The 17423-nt window shown below is 67.9% G+C and carries 15 protein-coding genes and 1 pseudogene; 4 read left to right on the forward strand and 12 right to left on the reverse strand.

The features are described from left to right. The first annotated feature begins 116 nt into the window (after window positions 1-116). A pseudogene (locus IE264_RS37275) lies at window positions 117-912 on the forward strand (IS5 family transposase). Window positions 913-916: 4 nt separating this feature from the next. Here the strand turns inward: IE264_RS37275 and IE264_RS37280 are convergent. The 3 genes from IE264_RS37280 to IE264_RS37290 form a co-directional block, all read right to left on the reverse strand. After that, entirely contained in the window at window positions 917-1276 is a 360-nt protein-coding gene (locus tag IE264_RS37280) for a hypothetical protein (protein WP_229887972.1), read from the reverse strand. Window positions 1277-2051: 775 nt separating this feature from the next. Then, on the reverse strand, window positions 2052-2411 hold the full coding sequence (locus IE264_RS37285) for a DUF6204 family protein (protein ID WP_190167892.1): 360 nt from the start codon (window positions 2409-2411) through the stop codon (window positions 2052-2054). A 320-nt stretch (window positions 2412-2731) separates the two neighbouring features. Next, window positions 2732-3160 (reverse strand): ATP-binding protein, encoded by a 429-nt coding sequence (locus IE264_RS37290; protein ID WP_190167893.1) that lies wholly within the window; start codon window positions 3158-3160, stop codon window positions 2732-2734. Window positions 3161-4542: 1382 nt separating this feature from the next. On the opposite strand from IE264_RS37290, the gene IE264_RS37295 reads away from it, so the two are divergent. After that, window positions 4543-5196 (forward strand): lytic polysaccharide monooxygenase, encoded by a 654-nt coding sequence (locus IE264_RS37295; RefSeq protein WP_190167894.1) that lies wholly within the window; start codon window positions 4543-4545, stop codon window positions 5194-5196. 751 nt (window positions 5197-5947) lie between these two features. Here IE264_RS37295 and IE264_RS37300 read toward each other — a convergent pair. The 6 genes from IE264_RS37300 to IE264_RS37325 all read right to left on the reverse strand — a co-directional run bounded on the left by IE264_RS37300 (window position 5948) and on the right by IE264_RS37325 (window position 11733). Then, window positions 5948-6334, reverse strand: coding sequence for a DUF6009 family protein (locus IE264_RS37300; RefSeq protein WP_190167895.1), 387 nt, complete (start codon window positions 6332-6334; stop codon window positions 5948-5950). A gap of 238 nt (window positions 6335-6572) precedes the next feature. After that, complete coding sequence (locus tag IE264_RS37305; RefSeq protein WP_190167896.1) at window positions 6573-8114, reverse strand: DNA primase family protein; 1542 nt, start codon at window positions 8112-8114, stop codon at window positions 6573-6575. After that, a complete protein-coding gene (locus IE264_RS37310) occupies window positions 8111-9127 on the reverse strand; it encodes a bifunctional DNA primase/polymerase (RefSeq protein ID WP_190167913.1) in 1017 nt (338 codons plus the stop codon). The genes IE264_RS37305 and IE264_RS37310 overlap by 4 nt, the downstream gene beginning before the upstream one ends. Before the next feature lie 1161 nt (window positions 9128-10288). Beyond that, complete coding sequence (locus tag IE264_RS37315; protein WP_439905599.1) at window positions 10289-10705, reverse strand: ATP-dependent DNA ligase; 417 nt, start codon at window positions 10703-10705, stop codon at window positions 10289-10291. Window positions 10706-10986: 281 nt separating this feature from the next. Continuing rightward, the gene (locus IE264_RS37320; RefSeq protein ID WP_190167897.1) at window positions 10987-11256 is read right to left on the reverse strand and encodes a GlsB/YeaQ/YmgE family stress response membrane protein; all 270 of its coding nucleotides are present in this window, start codon (window positions 11254-11256) and stop codon (window positions 10987-10989) included. Between the two features lie 159 nt (window positions 11257-11415). Next, the gene (locus tag IE264_RS37325) at window positions 11416-11733 is read right to left on the reverse strand and encodes a helix-turn-helix domain-containing protein (protein WP_190167898.1); all 318 of its coding nucleotides are present in this window, start codon (window positions 11731-11733) and stop codon (window positions 11416-11418) included. 598 nt (window positions 11734-12331) lie between these two features. On the opposite strand from IE264_RS37325, the gene IE264_RS37330 reads away from it, so the two are divergent. Beyond that, complete coding sequence (locus IE264_RS37330; RefSeq protein WP_030815810.1) at window positions 12332-12577, forward strand: hypothetical protein; 246 nt, start codon at window positions 12332-12334, stop codon at window positions 12575-12577. 360 nt (window positions 12578-12937) lie between these two features. Here the strand turns inward: IE264_RS37330 and IE264_RS37335 are convergent, their stop codons facing one another. Continuing rightward, a complete protein-coding gene (locus IE264_RS37335; RefSeq protein ID WP_190167899.1) occupies window positions 12938-13609 on the reverse strand; it encodes an HNH endonuclease family protein in 672 nt (223 codons plus the stop codon). A gap of 278 nt (window positions 13610-13887) precedes the next feature. Here IE264_RS37335 and ku point away from each other — a divergent pair, with 278 nt between their 5' ends. Then, window positions 13888-14871, forward strand: coding sequence for a non-homologous end joining protein Ku (ku, locus tag IE264_RS37340; RefSeq protein ID WP_190167900.1), 984 nt, complete (start codon window positions 13888-13890; stop codon window positions 14869-14871). A gap of 320 nt (window positions 14872-15191) precedes the next feature. Here the strand turns inward: ku and IE264_RS37345 are convergent, their stop codons facing one another. Further along, window positions 15192-16196, reverse strand: a complete 1005-nt coding sequence (locus IE264_RS37345; RefSeq protein ID WP_190167901.1) for an ATP-dependent DNA ligase — start codon at window positions 16194-16196, stop codon at window positions 15192-15194. 370 nt (window positions 16197-16566) lie between these two features. Next, entirely contained in the window at window positions 16567-16914 is a 348-nt protein-coding gene (locus tag IE264_RS37350; RefSeq protein WP_190167902.1) for a DUF8825 domain-containing protein, read from the reverse strand. Window positions 16915-17423 lie beyond the last annotated feature (509 nt).

Below are 17423 nucleotides of genomic sequence, written 5' to 3' on the forward strand. Positions count from 1 at the left end.
CTCCGCAGCCCGCCAGTAACCCTCAACAACCCGACTTACACCGCTCGTTTGACAGACCCGCCCACGCCTAGGACCTGTACCGAAAGTGGATCTTGGGCTGTGGATGATCACGGTTCATGGGTCGGGGAGATCTCACGGACGAGCAGTGGGCGGTGCTGGAGCCGCTGTTGCTGAAGGGTGCCAGGTTGGGGCGGCCGCCCCTCTGGCCTCGGCGGCAGCTGATCAACGGCATACGGTTCCGGGTTCGGACCGGCGTTCCGTGGCGGGACGTGCCCGCCGAGTACGGACCGTGGAGCCGGGTCTACGACCTGTTCCGCCGGTGGCAGCGCAACAGCACCTGGCACCGGCTTTTCACCCGTCTCCAGTCCGTGGCCGATGCGGAAGGTGCGATCACGTGGGACCTGAGCGTCGACTCCACAGTGTGCCGCGCTCATCAGCATGCAGCCGGGGCCTGTAAGCAGGGCGACCTGCAGTAGGAGCCGCCTGGTGGTACATCCACCGAGCCGGTCGATCGTGGTGACGGCCGGGGCAGCGCGGGGATTCACCGCAGTTCGAGGCGGTGTTGGACAAGGTCCGCGTGCCCCGCATCGGTCCGGGACAGCCTCGCGTCCGCCCCGACAGCGTGCGGGCCGACAAGCGTACGCCTCCCGCAGGAACCGGGCTCACCTGCGCCGGCGCGGGATTCGCTGCACCATCCCGGACAAGGCCGACCAGGCCCGCAACCGCCGAAGGCTCGGTTCCCGTGGCGGCCGGCCGCCACGCTTCGACCCGCTCGACTACCGCGAGCGCCACGCGGTCGAGTGCGGGATCAACCGCCTCAAGAGGAACCGCGCTGTCGCCACACGGTACGACAAGCTCGCTGTCCGCTACGAGGCGACAGTCCTGGTCGCGGCGATCAATGAGTGGCTGTGATCCTTCACCGAAAAGGCATCGGGGTCCACGGCAACGCCTCGCGCCATCCCTGTCGATCGTGAGCCCAGTCCATCATCACCTTGGCGGTCGACTCTTCCGGGCCGAACGCTTCATGGACCCTTGGAACGTGGGCCTGGTAGTGCTCCTCCGCACTGCCTTCGCGGTACTCGACCCGGTAGCTGAGGTCATCGTTCAGGTACACCTGAATGTAATGCTGATCCGCAGGCTCCAGATCGAGTCTGTCCAGGATTACAAACCGGTGCGACAGGCTCATCTCGGCCAACAGGTCGTGCAGGGCCTCCTCGGTCGGGTCGTCCACAGTACGGCCGCCCGCATCAACTGCACGCAGTAGTGGCTTCAGCATGCACGCGACTGTACCGATCCAGAGGGCTCAACTGCCCAGCAGTCCACTTACGCAACAGGCCCTAGCAGGCGTCCTGCGGCGGCTGCCCCGCAGCAGCGGGGCAGGACGGCCGGGCGTCGGACCTTGCTTCGTTGTGACACTAGCGACATCCAACTGACGATGTTGCGCGCCTGGAGAACCCTGGTGGATCAAGCCCGCACAGCACAGGGACCGAGAACGTGTCCCGGCCAGAAACGATGGCTCAGCTTCACTGCTCTGCCGGACAGACCGCGCTGGGATCAGCCGATGCGAGCGGCTGTGGCAGACGACCACAGGGCCGCCTGCCGTTTCCACCAGCGGACGAGGACCAGGTTGCGGCCACGCACGGGTCGACAGGTCGGCGCAGCGATGGGCTTACCGTGCCCGGAGGCCGTGGCAACAGCGCCCGAGGGGGAAGGGCGCCTTCGTTCCCCTGCCGGGAGAAGACGATCGCTGCGGTTCATCAGCCAGTTGCCACATGCCCTCAGTGAACCCGGGTGGATCCATGTAGAGAGCTTCGTGAGGCCCGCCCGGGGTCGGTACAGTTTGAGGGCTGGGGCGTCAGGGCCGACAGGCGCCGTGCGGGCTTGTGGAGACCGTGCGCATCCCAGCTTCCCAGTTCGCCGGCCACCAGTCTGATCAGCAAAGCGCCAGACCAGCGAAAGCTGTTGCTCATGCCTGGTACTCGGCGGGACGATCGTCGATCCGAGGCAGAGCTGCAGAGGGCATCGTCGACGGCTGGCGGGCAGCGGAAGAGTCAGCAGTCCTTCTGGGCTGCGGCCCGGCGCTGTCTTTTACCCAGGAGGGCCTGGGAGATGTCCTCGGTGTTGCTCCTGAGGTTCTTGTAGCCGTAGCCTCGCTCGGCCAGCCACGCCTTTGCCGACTCCTCAGCCCGATCGGTCGCTGCCAAGATGTCCTCTTCGCGCTCGCCCGAGTCTTCGAAACGAAAGGCAAAAGCGGCTCGTGCGGCCAGGTCGTAGCTGAGGTGTCCCTCCCGAGTGAAGGCTGCCTGCAGGACGTCATGCTCTGCGGCACGGTGCAGGAGCTCGGCCCGCTGATCCGTGCTGAGACCGTCGAAGACGCCGCGGACGGTGATGCGGAAGGTTCGAGCGCTCATTGCCCGACCCTATCCAGCGCGATCGGCACAGCTCCACTGCGTTTTTCTGGCGCCACGCACCGGCATGCAGACCTGTCAGGGTAAGCGGAGATCAAAGGTCCGGGGAGCATCTGCGGACGTTCCGTCGCTTCTACCTGCTGTTTCAACTCGGCGCTGGACACGGTCGGCGTGTCCAGGACACGCTCACCAGTCTTACGTTGAGCTGCCCGGCGAGCTGGTTCTGGCGGTGGGCGGCCAGTTGCAGAAGATCTGAGCGACAAGGACTGTAGGTCGTTCTGGGTCGCCGTTCAGCTTCCTACGTGCGGGCAGCGGCGTTGAGCCTAGGTGTTCATCTGGGCCCATACTGTCTTGCCGTCCGCGGTGCGGCTGCACCCGAACGCACAGGTGAGAGCGCGGACGATGGCCAAGCCTCGGCCGTGATCGCAGTCGGTGTCGTTCCAGGGTATGGACAGGTCAGTGGTCTCCGGGCACGTGTCGGTCACCTCGATGACGAGCTGTCGGTCCTGGGACAGCAGCCGAAGTCCCACCGGGCCGTTGAGCGTGTGCAGGCAGGCGTTGGTCACGAGCTCCGAGACGACCATGACAGCGTCTTCTACCGCGACTCGCGACACGCCCCATGAAGTCAGGATCTCGTCGGCATAGCGGCGGGCCGCTCGCACAGCGTGCAGCCCTTGATCGAGGGGCAGGTGGCTGCTGAGCGGGCTGCTGTTCTGGGGCGGAGCGGGGGTGACGTCGATGGTGGTCTTCATGGCTACCTCGCCTTGAGGTGGAGGGTGTTGGCGCAGGAACGGAGCGTCCGGGTGTGGCTGGCCCCGTCGTTGCCTGGCTCGTGCTGCTTGGGAGACTTCGGCTCTCCCCCGGGGCCCCGGCACCGTGTCGTCCTGACGGCTGAGGCTGGGAACCTCCTGTGTGGGTCTGCTGGTGGGTGGATACCCCGGACCCGGGCAGCGGGGCGGTTTGGATCCGGGTCCGGGGTGGCTGGGCTCACATCAGGGGCCCTGGGAGCACATCAGGAGTGCGGGAGTGCTCGGTTGATGATGCGTCCCTGCACGTGTGTCGGACGCGGGCCGCCGGATGTGCGGGCTGAGATAGGGCATCCGGGGAGAGGTTTGCGGGGCGGGACGCGCAGGCGAGCCCGTCGGGCGCGAGAGCTGCGTCGGGTGAAGAAACCGCGGTCGGCGAAATCTGTTTCCCGGCGCCGCCCGGGCCCACCCCTCGCGGGGCCCGGGCGGCGCCGGCTGCCTAGATCGGCAGTTCGCCCGCCCTCGGCCGCCAGACGTGGCGCCAACTGGGTTGAGGCGGAATCTGCACCTGCCGGGAAGGCCCCAGGCTTTCCCGCACGGCTCAGCACGTCGGCAGTGCGGGGAAACGCGCCCGCCGGGACTGCCGCATGTGTGCCGGCGAAGAGGAGCATCACCGGCCTTGACAGGTGATGGGGCGGTGAAGCGATCACCAGCAAACTCGGCGGGCTCGATGCCGATGCCGTCGAGGGAACAACAACGGCACCGGGGGATACAACGACCGCCATGACGGCCTCCCTTGCAATGCCGGTCAGCAGTCGTGGCCAACCGGGTACGGCAAGTCTCTCCCCACATTTTTCGTGCGTCAAGGAAGGAAACAACTCGTTACGCGAGCGTGATAGCGAGCACACCGAGTGACAGACGGGCATTTTGTGTAGTTTTACCAGGTGGATGACCGCCCCTTCGGCAAGAGAGGCCGGGAAAGCTCGCTGATTTCATTGACATGTCGAAGAAATTTCGGCAGGTTATCCACCGACCGCAGGGGGCTGGAGCTTGCAACTCGAGCGCTACCACGCTCTCGACAGCCAGCCCCCATCCACCGCCGGCGCTCCCCCGCCGACGTTGGATGCCCGATCGGGAACGCGCAGGCACGCGCGGCCCCACTTCCCCACCGCACGCCCCACCCTCACCCCACGGAGGGAGCGATCCAGCCCTGCGGCTACGCGACGGACCGCACTCACCAGCGGCCCCCGCCCGGGCCGCACGCCTCGAAAGGCATCACCGTGAGCCCGGAGGCCACCGGCAGCCCGAATCCACTCACAGTCCAATGTCAGGTACATGCAAAATTATGGGTCGCCGCTGGCGATCTCCCCACGCATGGAGGAAGTGCCATGAACCTCGCATTCGCAACATCGTCCCGGCGCACGGCACTGGCAGCCGCCGTACTGGCCACCGGCCTGCTGGGCGTACTCGCCCCGGCGCCGGCCGCAGCCCACGGCACGGTCATCACCCCTGAAACCCGCAACTACGGCTGCCTGCAGCGCTGGGGATCCGGCGAGCCCAGCGAGTCCCAGGACCCCATGTGCTACCGCACCTTCCAGGAGAACCCCAACGCGATATCCGCGTGGAAGGCCGTCTACGCCAACAACACCGGCGACAACTACAAGCAGGCCATCCCCAACGGCCAGATCTGCAGCGCCGGCGGCCAGGGCGAGACGAACTATGGAGCGCTCGACCGGCCCGGCCCCTGGACCACCACCAGTCTCGGCTCCGACTTCACCGTCGACCTCTACGACGAGGCCCAGCACGGCGCGGACTGGCTGGAGATCTACGTCACCAAGCAGGGCTTCGACCCCCAGACACAGCCGATCGGCTGGGGGGACCTCGAACTGGTTCAGAAGACTGGACGCTACCCCTACCAGTCGCACTACGTCGCGGACGTCAGCACCTCCGGCTACAGCGGACGCCACGTCGTGGTGACCGTCTGGAAGGCCTCGCACATGGACCAGAAGTACTTCCTGTGCAGTGACGTCACCTTCAACTGAGCCACCGGGCCCGTCCCACTCCGTAAGCGCAGACGGCCCCGCGAGGAAGGATCCGACTTCCCTCGCGGGGCCTGACCCTCAGGACCCATAGGACATGCCCGCCCCACAGCAACGAATCCGGCATCGGCCGTCGGCTTCGACACCCTCAGCCAAATCTGCGGTCTCCAGTGTCTCGCCCAGGAGGACAGCGATGCCGAACATCCGCTGTGCCGCCCTGCGCTCCCGGTACGCCTGGACCCGGCCACCGCATCGCCGTGCCAGCGCCCGGCCACCGCATCCTTCGGAAGCCGGGCGCCGCACAGAGCACAGCAACGGGCCCGGACCACGTCTCCAGCATCACGCGATGACGATCCGAAAGCCCGGGTGGGGCCAGAACACCCCGTCCTCATCCCGGTCCGGGCGAAACCGTTCCCCCCGGGCCCGGAAGAGACCGCCTCGGACGGCGGGCCTTCCCCCGTCTCCGGTCCGGTTCCGAGGGCACGGCGAGTGCTTGTCGTGTCAGCCAGGCAGACCCCGACGCCCCCCGCGCTCGTGGTTCCTGGAGGTCCGGCAGGCGGACACCAGCAAGGACATCGCTGATGTCGGCTTCGCTGCGCGGATACTGGTGGGCCCTGAAGCTTCGGGGCCTGCGCCAAGGACGCGGCGAGTGGTCACGGAGATCTTTGTCGTTCCGCACCGCCTGGTAGCCCGCAGCGCCACCTGAGGCCCCATCCTGCAACTGGCCTCCCCCTACCCGAGAGGCCAGCAAAACCTAGGAACTGGTGGCCGCTATGGCGGAGGAGCTGCCCTGCTGGGAGCGGGGGGTCTTCTCGCCTACGCGGTTGGGTTCGATGGTTCGGGGGTCGACGGCTTCGCCGGGGGCGCCCTGCCGGTAGACGCCTTCGGGGTCTGAGTCACGGTCATGGGGCAGCAGGAAGAAGACCCTGCGCCGGTACAGGCCGCTGTCCGGGTCCGCTTCGGCGTCGGTGCCGAGCTCGATGTAGCCGATCATCCGGCCATCGCGGGCGTAGCGGGGTTTGTTCTTGCGGCGGGGGGTCTTGTCCAGGGCCTGGCGGACGTAGTCGAGGTGTTCGGGGTCCTCGAGCCACACCACGTTCGCTTCGTGGGCGAGGTCGCTGTCGGTCAGTAGCGAGCTCATGGCCGCGGCCTCTCCTTCGTCGGCGTGCACCGGGTGGGCCGGTGCCTGCGTGGTGTATCTGTTCCCTCTGGTGGTGCAAGACAGTCGTGCGTGCCGTTTGGGGGGCTCGCGGTTGTGGCGGCGTGCTGGTTCTCGGGCAGGGGCCGCGGGAGGCGGAGCGTGGGTTCATCGTAGAACGGGCGGGTGCCTTGCGGCAGAGGGCTCAGTGCCTTGGTTGGCTGGTCAGCGTGGTGGGTGTTCATTCTTCGGCTGCCAGGGCGAGGTTGGGGTAGAACTTGCGGCCGTTGGATTTGATCATGTCGGCCGGTGAGGCGAGTCCGACTTCCTGGCGGACCCGGGTGGCGAAGGCTCGGGCGGTGCCGGGGCGGATGCCTTCGCTGTTCGCGCACCAGGTGCTGTAGGAGGCGTAGAGGAGGCCTTGTTCGGCGCGGAGCTCGTTGTTGTCGGGGTCGTGGATGCAGCATTCGGTCAGGAAGCGGCCGATGTGGTCCTCGGTGTTCGCGTAGGCGCTGGTGGCGATGCGGACGCGGTCCGGGCCAGCGAGGGTGTCACGGGTGGCGAGGTAGCGGCGGGCGCCTTCGGTGAGCCAGTGCAGGATGCCGGGTCCTTCGTCCTGGACGAGTTCCACGGCGAGGTTGTCGATCTTGCGTTCGTCGGGGACGATCCGCTCGAAGGGCAGCAGGCGGATCCTGCGCCAGAACGCGAAGCCGCCGGTGGAGACTTCGGGGCGGTGGTTGCCCAGGAGCCACAGCTTGTGGGTGGGTGTGAAGGAGAAGTAGTCCTGCCGCATCCGGCGGGCCTTGATCTTGTCCCCTCCGGTCAGCAGCCGGACGCGTGCTTCGTCGAAGCGGTCGTTGGGCTTGAGCTCGCTGCAGACGATCAGGCGTCGTCCGTGGAGTTCGGTGAGTTCGGTGGAGTGCTCGGAGAAGGCGCCGCGGTCCATGAGGAAACCGGGTGGGGCCGCGTCGGCGTAGTCGCCGAGGATCTGGATCATCACGTCGAGGAGGACGGACTTGCCGTTCTTGCCCTGCCCGTGGAGGAAGGGCAGCACCTGGGCGCCGACGTCGCCGGTGATGGAGTAGCCGAGCAGCAGGTGCAGGAAGTCGATCATTTCCCGGCCTTCGGCGTCGTCGCCGAAGGTGTCGTCCAGGAAGCGGTGCCAGCGGGGGGTGGGCATGTTCTGGGGGGCAACGGTGGTGGCCCGGGAGTGGAAGTCCCGGGTGGGGTCGGGCTTCCGGATGCGGCCGTTGCGGAGGTCGACGACTCCGTCGGGCGTGCACAGGGCGTACGGGTCCCCGTCGAGCGTGTCGGGATCCACCGAGAGGTCGGGGGATGCCTTGGCCTGGGTGAGGAGGGCTTTCATGCCGGTGGTCGACATGGTGCGCTTCTTGTGGTGGTGGAGTTCCCGCTCGCTGAACAGCCCGCGGGGATCGGTGTCGGGGATCTCCTCGGCCATCTCTCCCGCCGCCCAGAGGGCCGCTTTCTCTCCGCCGGTGCGCTTCCATCGGTAGCCGTCCCAGGAGTACCAGCCCAGGCCCTCCACGTGGCGGAACTGGTCGCGGTAGAGACGTACGAACAGCTTCGCGTTCCCTCGGTCCGTGAGCGTTCCCGGGATTCCACCGGGCGGGGGCCAGGCCGCTGGTGCGGAGGCCGTCCCGGCGGCCTGCTCGGGAAAGGTGGGCTGCGGGGAGGGCAAGGGTTCGGTGATGGCATCGAGGGCGAGCATCTGCTGAGCGGCGGCAGTTGCGTCAAAGCGCGGGCTTTCGGCGCTGCTGCTCATGAGCGTCCTTTGAGGTGGAGCGGACGGGAGGCCCCTGCTGCGAGACCGTCGTGGATGATCTTCTCGTTGTGGGAGGTCTGCCAGGGCCGGGCGGTGTGCGCGGTGGCGGTCAGCAGTTCGCGTATGGCGGATTCGTCCAGGTGCCCGGCTGCGGCCAGTCCCCCGGCGGTGAAAGCTGCCCGGTTGAGTTTCTCGGTGAAAGCGGCGCCTTCCGGCACAGTTCCGCACCGGGCGACTTCGTCGAGAAGAGGGTCAAGAACCCGGTGCGCGGCTCGTGGGCTTCGAGTACCCCGGGCTCGCGGGATGGTGGTGGTCGGCGCCTGCTGGGGCTCAACGACATGTCCGGTTCGGGCAAGTTCGCTCGCGAGCCAGGCGGGCAGAGGAGCGGGATGACGGACGGCCCCCACGGGCTCGTAGGTTCCCTGTCTGGTGCGGGTGGTCGGGGCAACGATATAGCCGCCTTCAGCTCGTACGTCGACCTGCCAGGCCAGCGCTACCTTAGGGCTGGATCCGGCCGAGGACCGGTACCGGATCTTTGAGGTCGCAAGGCGGTACCAGACGTGAAGCCCGCCGGAGGGCGTGCGCACTCGCAGGGTCGTGGTGTCCTTCGCGGGGTCGACCTGCTGCCGGTAGGCGGCCAGGAGCGCCATCGTGTCGAAGCCGGAAGCCAGGCCGTCGAGATCGACGGAGTCGTGGATCGGGATGCCTGGTAGGAGTCGGCTCCGGTCGGGGGCGGAAGCGCTGTGTGCATCGATGTCGATGACGATGAGGTTGGCCGGTCCGCAGGCGACGCCAACTCCGGAGTTGGGGCTGGCTGTCCACCAGCTGTCGATGTTTCGCCGATCAGTGGTGCCGGCGTGAAAGCCATGGCACGGCCGCCCCGCATCGGGACAAGGACAGGTGCGGGGGTCGTGCCGCTGTGCCTTGCAGTCAGGACAGTTGCCGGGCGGGGTTTTCATGCCAGGGGCCAGGGGGTGGACTGGCCATCCGTTGCCTGCACACCAACGGGCCAGCACAAGCGGGGGCACGACCCGGCCGTCAAGGCCTGAGGGGGGCGACTCGCTGCGGCGCTGCACGTAGTTGTCCTCGTCCGTCAGGTTGCAGACCGTCGGTCCCTGCGGCTCTTGGCTAGGAATGAGCTGGTCAGCCGGTACCCGCGCAACAAGAAGGGACTGAAGGGACTGTCTTTCGGAATGAGTGTAGGACGCCGTCCTCTGGTTTGGTGGGGTGACTCCCCCGCGCGCCGCTCTCTAAATCCTCAGTCCCTTCAGTCCCTTCCTCCACTCCCCCGGCCACGGCGGAGTTCCAGCGCGTTGCGACCCTCCACGAGCGGGGGCGGTAGGGACGCGAGGGGCCCAAAGGAAGCAGCACGGTTCGGTCCCTGCATTCAGTCCCTCACCGTTTCTGCAGGTCAGAGGACATCTAGACCCCTCATCAGGGACTGAAGGGACTCAACTTCCTCATTATCAGCCAGCACAGGGGGGAGTAAGACAAGATATACGCGCCCGCATACACGCGCACACGTACTCAGGTCATAACCCGGAACTTCAGTCCCTTCAGTCCCTGTTGGTGAGGTGAAAAAGCCTCTGACCTGCTGTTTTACGCAGGGACTCAACAAGGGACGGAAGCTCCCGACGCAGGCTGGCGGCCGAGCACTCGAACCTTCCCCCCGAGGCGGTGGGTGCAGCAGCAGGCATGGCGGGCGGGTGAGCTGGAGCAGCGGCACCGGGTGCTACTGGACGCGCCGGAGGCTGGGATGGTGTGGGAGCCGGGTGAAGAGGCCTGAGAGGCCAAGCTCGCCCCTTTCCGGTCCTACCGGCGGGCCACCGGGCATCTCGCCCCGCGCCAGAGCCAGGTGTGGGACAACACGGCCGGCGGCAGCCCCGTCCCGATCGGGCAGCACCTCTCCAAGCTGCGCCGCACGGGCGGCCTCGGCAGGCCCCGGAGCGGGCGGCACGTCGCACGGAGGAGCTGGCCGCGATCTGCGAGGACTAAAACTGCCTCCGCCTGCGGTGGACACGAACTGACAACGGCACTAACGCTTTTTGGAGATGAACCCCTCTGACTGGTCGAGTTGGAACGGTGGGCCGGGGGTCCCCGGAACCCATCCGCGGTCACGCGCGTTTTGCACTGAGTCGGCAACTTGGGAGGGCAGGAATGGGTTGGCGGGGTCGCTACGGCCGGTACCGACGTTGACGACGTAGCGGAGCCGTCCGTCGGGGCCGGGTTGGCCCATGAGGAGAGCGCCGGGCAGTGAGGTGAGCCGGCCGTGGCCTACCAGCCAGCCAGCCGCCGACGATGTCCTCGGTCCGCACGTGCCAGATCTTGATCCACACCCTGGACCGGACACTCGGCTCGTCGAGCGAGGTGAGGCGCTTGGCGAGGAGACCTTCGAGGCCAGCGGTCCGGGTCATGTCCAGTGCCTGCTGCCCGTGGCCGCTGAACGCGGCCGGAGCCGACCAGGCGGCACCGGCCAGTACCGGGGATTCCAGGGTGGTGCGGCGCTCGGCGTACGGGCTGCGGGTCAGGTCGTGGGCGTCGAGGAAGACGATGTCGAACAGCATCAGATGGGCGGGAGTCTTCGTGGCCATGCGGGCCGCCTTGGCCGTTGAGCCTGCCAGGCCCATCCGGGACTGCAGCCGTTCGCAGTCGCTGCGCCCCCTCGCCGTCCAGGGCGACGACTTCCCCGTCCGGCACCGCGGGCCGGGAGCCCAGCGCCGTCCCTAGACCGGCGAGCTCGGGGTAGGCGGGGTGCCGTCGGGCGTGGGTGACGTCATCGCTGAGTATCCCGCGATCCAACGGCGAACGGCTCCGCCCTCACTGGAGGGGGAGCCGTTTCCTGGGCCATGTGCGGTGCTGAGTCAGCAGGGGATCAGGCGTGTCGCCGGTTGCCTGAGATCAGCCGGTAGAGGGCCAGCAGGATCATGGAGCCGATGATGGCCGCGATCCAGGTGGAGATCTCGAAGAAGCCGTCGATGGAGTCAATGCCAAAGATGACCTTGCCGAGCCACCCGCCGAGCAGACCGCCGACGATCCCGATGAGGATCGTGACGATGATGCCGCCCGGGTCCTTGCCCGGCATCAGGACCTTGGCGATGATCCCCGCAAACAGCCCGATCAAGATCCAAGCGATGATGCCCATGATGTGCTCCTACCAGCGAAGATAAAGTCTGCGTTAACACCTCGTCTGTTCCATCGCAGCCCTTCCAAACCTGCTCGGTCACGCCGTTGCGTTCAGGAGGGGCTTGAGCCCGCGTGGTGCCCCGCGAGCTCAAGAAACCTCGGCGTGCCGGCTGTTGTTTCAGCGGTTCGTGGTGTGGTGGTGTTCGGCGTTGATGCGTTTGGCTTCTTCGAGCTGGTCTTCGAGGATGACGATGCGGCAGGCGGCGTCGATGGGGGTGCCGCTGTCGACGAGCTCGCGGGCGCGGGCTGCGATGCGGAGCTGGTAGCGGGAGTAGCGGCGGTGGCCGCCCGGCGAGCGGAGCGGGGTGATGAGGCGGGCCTCGCCGATCGCGCGGAGGAACCCCTGTGTGGTGCCGAGCATCTCGGCAGCCCGGCCCATCGTGTAGGCGGGATAGTCATCGTCTTCAAGACGGCGGAAGGAGTCGTCTGCTGTCACTTGCACCTCACTACAGAAGCGGGATCAACGGGCGGTGGGGACGGTGGAAAATCCCGAAGGTGTACGGGACGCGCGTGGAGGGGCCCCGGTGCCAATGGCACCGGGGCCCCGAAGGAACTGCTAGACCATCGGCCGGCCATGATCGGCTGTGCCGGCCTTACTTGTTCCGCATTCCCACCCGGGAGAGGTAGGGGGCGGACCGCCCGCGACGATTACGGCGACACGTGGGAGGTCAGCCCCTGCGGATCCGCAGGGGGGCGGACGCCCGGCCGCCATCACCGGATGGTGGCCGGAGAGCTGACTCCCGCTCAGCGGCTTCTCAGGCCGCGCCGGGGTGGCTTGGGGCTCTCCAGCTGGCAGGAGCTCCAGTCCCGGCCGGTCCGGCTGATCAGGCCCCGCTCTCCGAGCTGGGCGAGCTGGTAGGCGACGGAGCTCGTGCTGGAGAGACCGACGCTCGCACCGATCTGCGTCCGGTCGGCAGCGGGGGGCTTCGTCGTGCTGCCCCGAGGAGACCCCCGTGCCCAAGATCCGAGATGCGGAGCCCGTGTCCGGAGGCGACGGTGGACGGAGACCGTATCCCTGCATCGACTGGAGTGTCATGATCGTCAAGATGTTGCACGAGAAGGGCCTGAAAGCCGAGCACGCCTACACCGCGGCGTTCGCCTCAATCGGCCTGTCCGTCGTGTCCTGGTGCGGATCGATGAAAGTCGAGCCGGCCGGCACCGCGCGGGCCGACCGGTGGGGCATCTTCGTCGGCGAATGGGCTCCGACCTTCTTCGCCCTCGGCCTGGCCCTGGCGAACTACGAACGCGACCACGACCTCCTCCACCCCATCACCCACTGATCCCGGCCCCCGATCCCCCGGAACTGGAGTCCCGGCCGCAGTACGCCCGCCTGGACGGAGCGGGACGGCACGACACGGTGGGGGTGCGAGCTATCCGGCCGGCACGAACATCGAAGTAGCGGGCAGCAGACCGGGCCGCGCCCTATGCCGGAGGGCCTGGTCCGCTGCCCCTTTCGGCGCCGCCAGAGGGCCCGCCTGCTACTGATCACCACCGCGCCCGCCGGGCCCCCGACTGTTTGGTTCGGGGCACGGCCCATCACTCAGTCGAGGCCGGTGGCAGCCATGGCCGCGAGCTTTCCACCCAGGACGGTCCTCTTTACGGCCGTCGAGCAGCGCAGTCGACGAGGCAGCGCGCGGGAATCAGGCAGCCGGTGTGTAGCGGACGATGGTGTCCTCGCACGGGCCTTCGGCGAACACCTTCAGCGCTTCGAGTTCGCGGTCGTCGGCGGTGAGTTGCCAGCGGAGCTTGGTCGAGACCCACTCCCCCACGTACCGGCACTGCGCCTCCGGGGACGGCGGCATCCAGTCCGCCGGGTCCTGGTCGCTCTTCTGCCGGTTGGTGCGCGCTGTCACCGCGACGAGGGAGACCTCCGACCCCTGGTCGTTCGCGTACGCCTCACGCCGCGTCGCGGTCCAGGCCGAGGCGCCGGAGTCCCAGGCTTCGGCGAGCGGGACCATGTGGTCGATGTCCAACGCACCGGCGTTGGTGACCTCCTGGCCGTCGTAGTACGAGCGCCAGGTGCCGCCGGTCAGCTTGCAGCCGGACTCCACCGTCGGCGCGACGACGGCCTCGGCGATGAGTACTTCGTTGCGGGTGTGGCACCCGTCGGAGGTGTCCTCGCCGGCGTTCCAGTGCTTGAACTTGGTGCGGGTGTATCCGGTGCGGTTCTCCTCGGTGACCTTCACCAGGCCGACGGCGTCGGCCAGCGTCGTCACTTCGGGTGCGGGGGCGGCCTGAGCGGCGGGAGCCGAGAGGAGAGGGATGAGGGCGAGGGAGAGTGCGCTGAGTCCGCGCACGATGTTCTTGATCACTTCCGCTGTGTACCGGCCCGCCCACCCACGGCGAAGGCCACGGCGCCCGGGGTCACCCGCGCGGGCGAGAAGGTTCACCGCAGGAACGCTTCCGCTGTCCGGCGCTCACTCGGGCGCCGGACAGCGGGCCGGTCATCTGCTGTCGGTGCTGGGGTGGAGATGCGGGCTCCCCTGCACAGCGTGAGGATCAGGAGTACGACGTAGCCAGCCCTTGCGACCGGGCGTTCCCGGTCCTTCCCTCGCCGCGCAGCGGCGCAGGGGCCCTGGAGGTGGAAGAGATGCCGCGACCTTTGTGGGCCGGTGCTATCAGCTTCGGGCTGGTCACGATCCCCGTGAAGATCGTGTCCGCGACCGAGGACCACGACGTCCACTTCCACCGGGTGCACCTGGCGGACATGGGCCGGGTGCGGACAAGGAAGGTCTGCGAGCTCGACGGCGAGGTCGTGTCCCAGGACGATATCGGCAAGGGATACGAGGTCTCCAAAGACGCAACCGTCGCCGTGACGGACGAAGAGCTGGAGCAAATGCCCCTGCCGACGGCGAAGGCGATCGAGATCGTCGCGTTCGTCGATGCCGACAGCATCGACCCGGTGCGGATCAGCGACAGCTACTACCTCGCTGTAGACGGGCAGGTCGCCGTCAAGCCCTACACCCTCCTGCGCAAGGCGCTGGAGCGGTCCTCGAAGGTGGCGGTGGCGAAGTTCGCCTGGCACGGCCGCGAACGCCTGGGTCTCCTCCGCATCCGGGAGGGCGCGATCGTGCTTCACTCCATGAAGTGGCCCGACGAGGTCCGCGACCCGCAGGAGCTCGCGCCGAAGGCCGTGGAGGTGGGTGAGGAGGAGATCGAGCAGGCCCTCCAGCTCGCCGACCGCATGACCATCGAGGACCTGTCCGGCTTCCGGGACGAGTACCGGCAGGCCCTGGAGGACATCATCGCGGCCAAGGCCGACGGGAAGCCGCTCCCCTCCCCCGACGAGGGCGAGGAGAACAAGGCGGGAGAGGTCGTGGACCTGATGGCCGCACTGAACGCCTCGGTGAAGGCGGCCAAGGAGTCCCGCGGCAAGGAGCACGACGGCCAGGACGCGACAGTCCACGAGATGCGCCCCACCAAGAAGAACGGCGGCGGCCGCACGGCGCCCGCAAAGAAGAAGGCAGCCTCCTCGAAGTCCGCGACCGCAAAGAACACCACTGCCAGCGCCTCCTCACGGGCGAAGAAGAGCACCGGGAAGAAGACGGCCGCGAAGAAGCGCACCGCTTCCTGAACTGACGGCGTCGGGGCTCAAGTCGGTGTGGTGGCGTCGACCTTCCCTGCCAACCGCTGGCCACTCCAACCACTCGGCGGCCGACGCGGGATCCGTCGCGGAGGCGTTGGCGTTGACCGATAGGGTCGTGCCCATGGGGGATGGGAAGAATCGCAAGTGCGTTTGGTGCGAAGAGCAGTTCACGCGGCGTTCGCGGTGGCGGGCGAAGCGCTACTGCAAGCGGAGGCACCAATGCGTGCACTACGGCGCGATACTCGTGGGCTCTTTGTTCTCCTGAACGAAGAAGCAGTGCACCGGCCGCTCAGATCCCACACCCAACGCTAAGTGAGAGAAGTGGTGGTGTCGTCGCCGAAGAGTGGGACGTCGGCGGGGGCCAGGTCGTCGCGGAGGCGGACCGGTTTCACTGGGTGGCGCCACCGGCCGGCGCTGTCTCGGGAGACGTCGGCCCTCACCTCGACCACGAGTTCCGGCACGACCAGCACCACCGTCAGCGCGGTCTTGGCGCCCCAGGCGGCGGAGAACGTCCGGCCTGTCCACGGATGCTCCTCCCCCGCCGGGCTCAGCCGGGCCGGCAGACTAGATGCGAGCGGGCGGGGCAGGACGGTGCTGCGACCGGTGTAGCGGAGTCTGCCCGTGGGGTCGTAGCGCCCCAGCAGTACGGTCGCCGGATCGGTGAGGGAACGGCTGACAGCGCCGATGATCGCGTCGGTGGTGTGGGCGACCCGGTACTTCCTCCAGGCCCTCGTCGCCGGCCGGTAGGTGCCCCGGAGATTCTTGAGAACGAGGCCTTCCATGCCGACCGTTGACCACTCCAGCCACTCGGCGGCCATGGTGGGGTCGGTGGTGGAGGGACACAGCGTCCACGGTGGCGCCAGGGCCTGGTCGGTGAACAGCTCCTCCAGGGCGGCGCGCCTTGCCGTATAGGGCTGGGCCGTGAGATCGGGATCGGCGCCGTTCAGGCGCAGGAGGTCGAAGGCGACGTAATGGGCGGGCCACTGTGCGGCCATGCTGGCAGCTCCGGCCGCGGTGCGGTTCAGTCGTCCCTGGAGCCTCTCGAACGCGACCCGACCCCCCTCCCACACCACGAGCTCGCCGTCCATCGCGAACTCCACCCCGGCGGGCAGGGACGCCGCGGCGCGGGTGATCTCAGGGAACGCTGCGGTCATGTCCGTGCCACGGCGGGAACGGATCACCACCCGCCCGTCCGCGTATCGGGCCAGCAAGGCCCGGTAGCCGTCCCATTTCGGCTCCGCCGCGAAGCCTGGGGGAAGGGCGGGGTTGTTCACGGGTTCGGCGAGCATCGGTTCGGGCAGCGTCCAGACCATGGCCGTCAGCCTCCGGCAACCGGCCTTGGCCCGAACTCCGGCTCGCCGGACTGCTGACTACCGCCCCTATTTGGCAGAGCAGGGCCGGTCGAGGGTGTCCACCCGCGCTCTGTGCTCCAGGGCTGCCCTGCTCCTCGTGTAGTCGGGCCGCCGGGGCGCGCGCCTCGCACGAGGCAAGTCCGGTTCGGAGAGTGCGGTGCTCGACGTAGCCGATGAGCGCCTCGAATTTGTAGAAGCCGCAGCTGATGCGATGGAGCAGGGCGGTCTCTGCGGAACGCTGGGGCTGATCTTCCACAGCTGCGGCACGGTCACGCTCGGACCGGCGCGGCGCAGCGGGGCTCTCCATCTCCTTGGCCCCGCTCCGGCATTGCTACGCCGCCGTCTCGTCTTCGTCATGCACATGCTTCAACTGCATGCGTGCGGCAAACAGGTCGTTGCCCTTCAGCGTCTGCCAGAAGGGGTGGGTCAGTACCTGGGTGCCGAGCTCCAGCAGCCGGGCCCGGTACGCGGCGACCTGCTGGCGCTGCTCCTCGGTGTAGCCGGGGCTGTCCGGCTTGGAAGCCCGGTAACCGGAGTGGAGCTGCTTGTCCCCCTCCCATCCGGCCATCGGCTCCGCCGACCACGGCAGAGTCGCGGCGTACTGCTCGTACTCGGACTGGGTCCGGTGCAGGGCGAGCTGGGAGTCGAGCAAATCCTGGGGGAAGTCGTACCTGGTCACAGCCCTAATGGTACTTCTGTTCGAATTAGGAGGAGCGGGTGGCGCGCCCATCCCCGCAAGGCCCTGCCCGATTGGCGGAGTGACCGTGACAGGGGCGTGGCCTCATGGCTCACAGCTCCTGTCCATGGCGGGGCTCCACCCCGTGCGACTTGGGCAGCGATGCGGATTCCTGTCGGGTTCCGCGCTTTCGGGGAAGCGCGGAACCCGACAAGAGGAGGCAGCAGCATGGAGCCCCGTCCTGTCATGTCACCGGGCCGCACACTGCCCCACTCGCCTGTTTACGGGAGCCGCGGCTCCGCGCGACCGCCTAGCAGCGACACGACCATGGCGCTCACCCAGTCGGCCGGTCGTGGACCGGCTCCGGTGCTGCCGCACGGGGATTGCCGCTCTACCCCTGACGCATGAAGGGCCGCCGACGCCGCCGGGGCGAGGCAGGCCGTCCGGCAGGCGTACCGGTCCGTACTCGCAACCCCCGCACACCCGCATGGCTGAAAAATGGATGCCTTGAA

Source organism: Streptomyces microflavus (genome assembly GCF_014650075.1).
GTDB classification, from domain to species: domain Bacteria; phylum Actinomycetota; class Actinomycetes; order Streptomycetales; family Streptomycetaceae; genus Streptomyces; species Streptomyces microflavus.

Coding starts and splice junctions, on each gene's coding strand:
- ku (WP_190167900.1), top strand. CDS start 13,888: ATGCCGCGACCTTTGTGGGCCGGTGCTATCAGCTTCGGGCTGGTCACG.
- IE264_RS37305 (WP_190167896.1), bottom strand. CDS start 8,114: ATGAGCAGCAGCGCCGAAAGCCCGCGCTTTGACGCAACTGCCGCCGCT.
- IE264_RS37290 (WP_190167893.1), bottom strand. CDS start 3,160: ATGAAGACCACCATCGACGTCACCCCCGCTCCGCCCCAGAACAGCAGC.
- IE264_RS37315 (WP_439905599.1), bottom strand. CDS start 10,705: ATGGCCACGAAGACTCCCGCCCATCTGATGCTGTTCGACATCGTCTTC.
- IE264_RS37330 (WP_030815810.1), top strand. CDS start 12,332: ATGATCGTCAAGATGTTGCACGAGAAGGGCCTGAAAGCCGAGCACGCC.
- IE264_RS37345 (WP_190167901.1), bottom strand. CDS start 16,196: ATGGTCTGGACGCTGCCCGAACCGATGCTCGCCGAACCCGTGAACAAC.
- IE264_RS37295 (WP_190167894.1), top strand. CDS start 4,543: ATGAACCTCGCATTCGCAACATCGTCCCGGCGCACGGCACTGGCAGCC.
- IE264_RS37280 (WP_229887972.1), bottom strand. CDS start 1,276: ATGCTGAAGCCACTACTGCGTGCAGTTGATGCGGGCGGCCGTACTGTG.
- IE264_RS37285 (WP_190167892.1), bottom strand. CDS start 2,411: ATGAGCGCTCGAACCTTCCGCATCACCGTCCGCGGCGTCTTCGACGGT.
- IE264_RS37300 (WP_190167895.1), bottom strand. CDS start 6,334: ATGAGCTCGCTACTGACCGACAGCGACCTCGCCCACGAAGCGAACGTG.
- IE264_RS37320 (WP_190167897.1), bottom strand. CDS start 11,256: ATGGGCATCATCGCTTGGATCTTGATCGGGCTGTTTGCGGGGATCATC.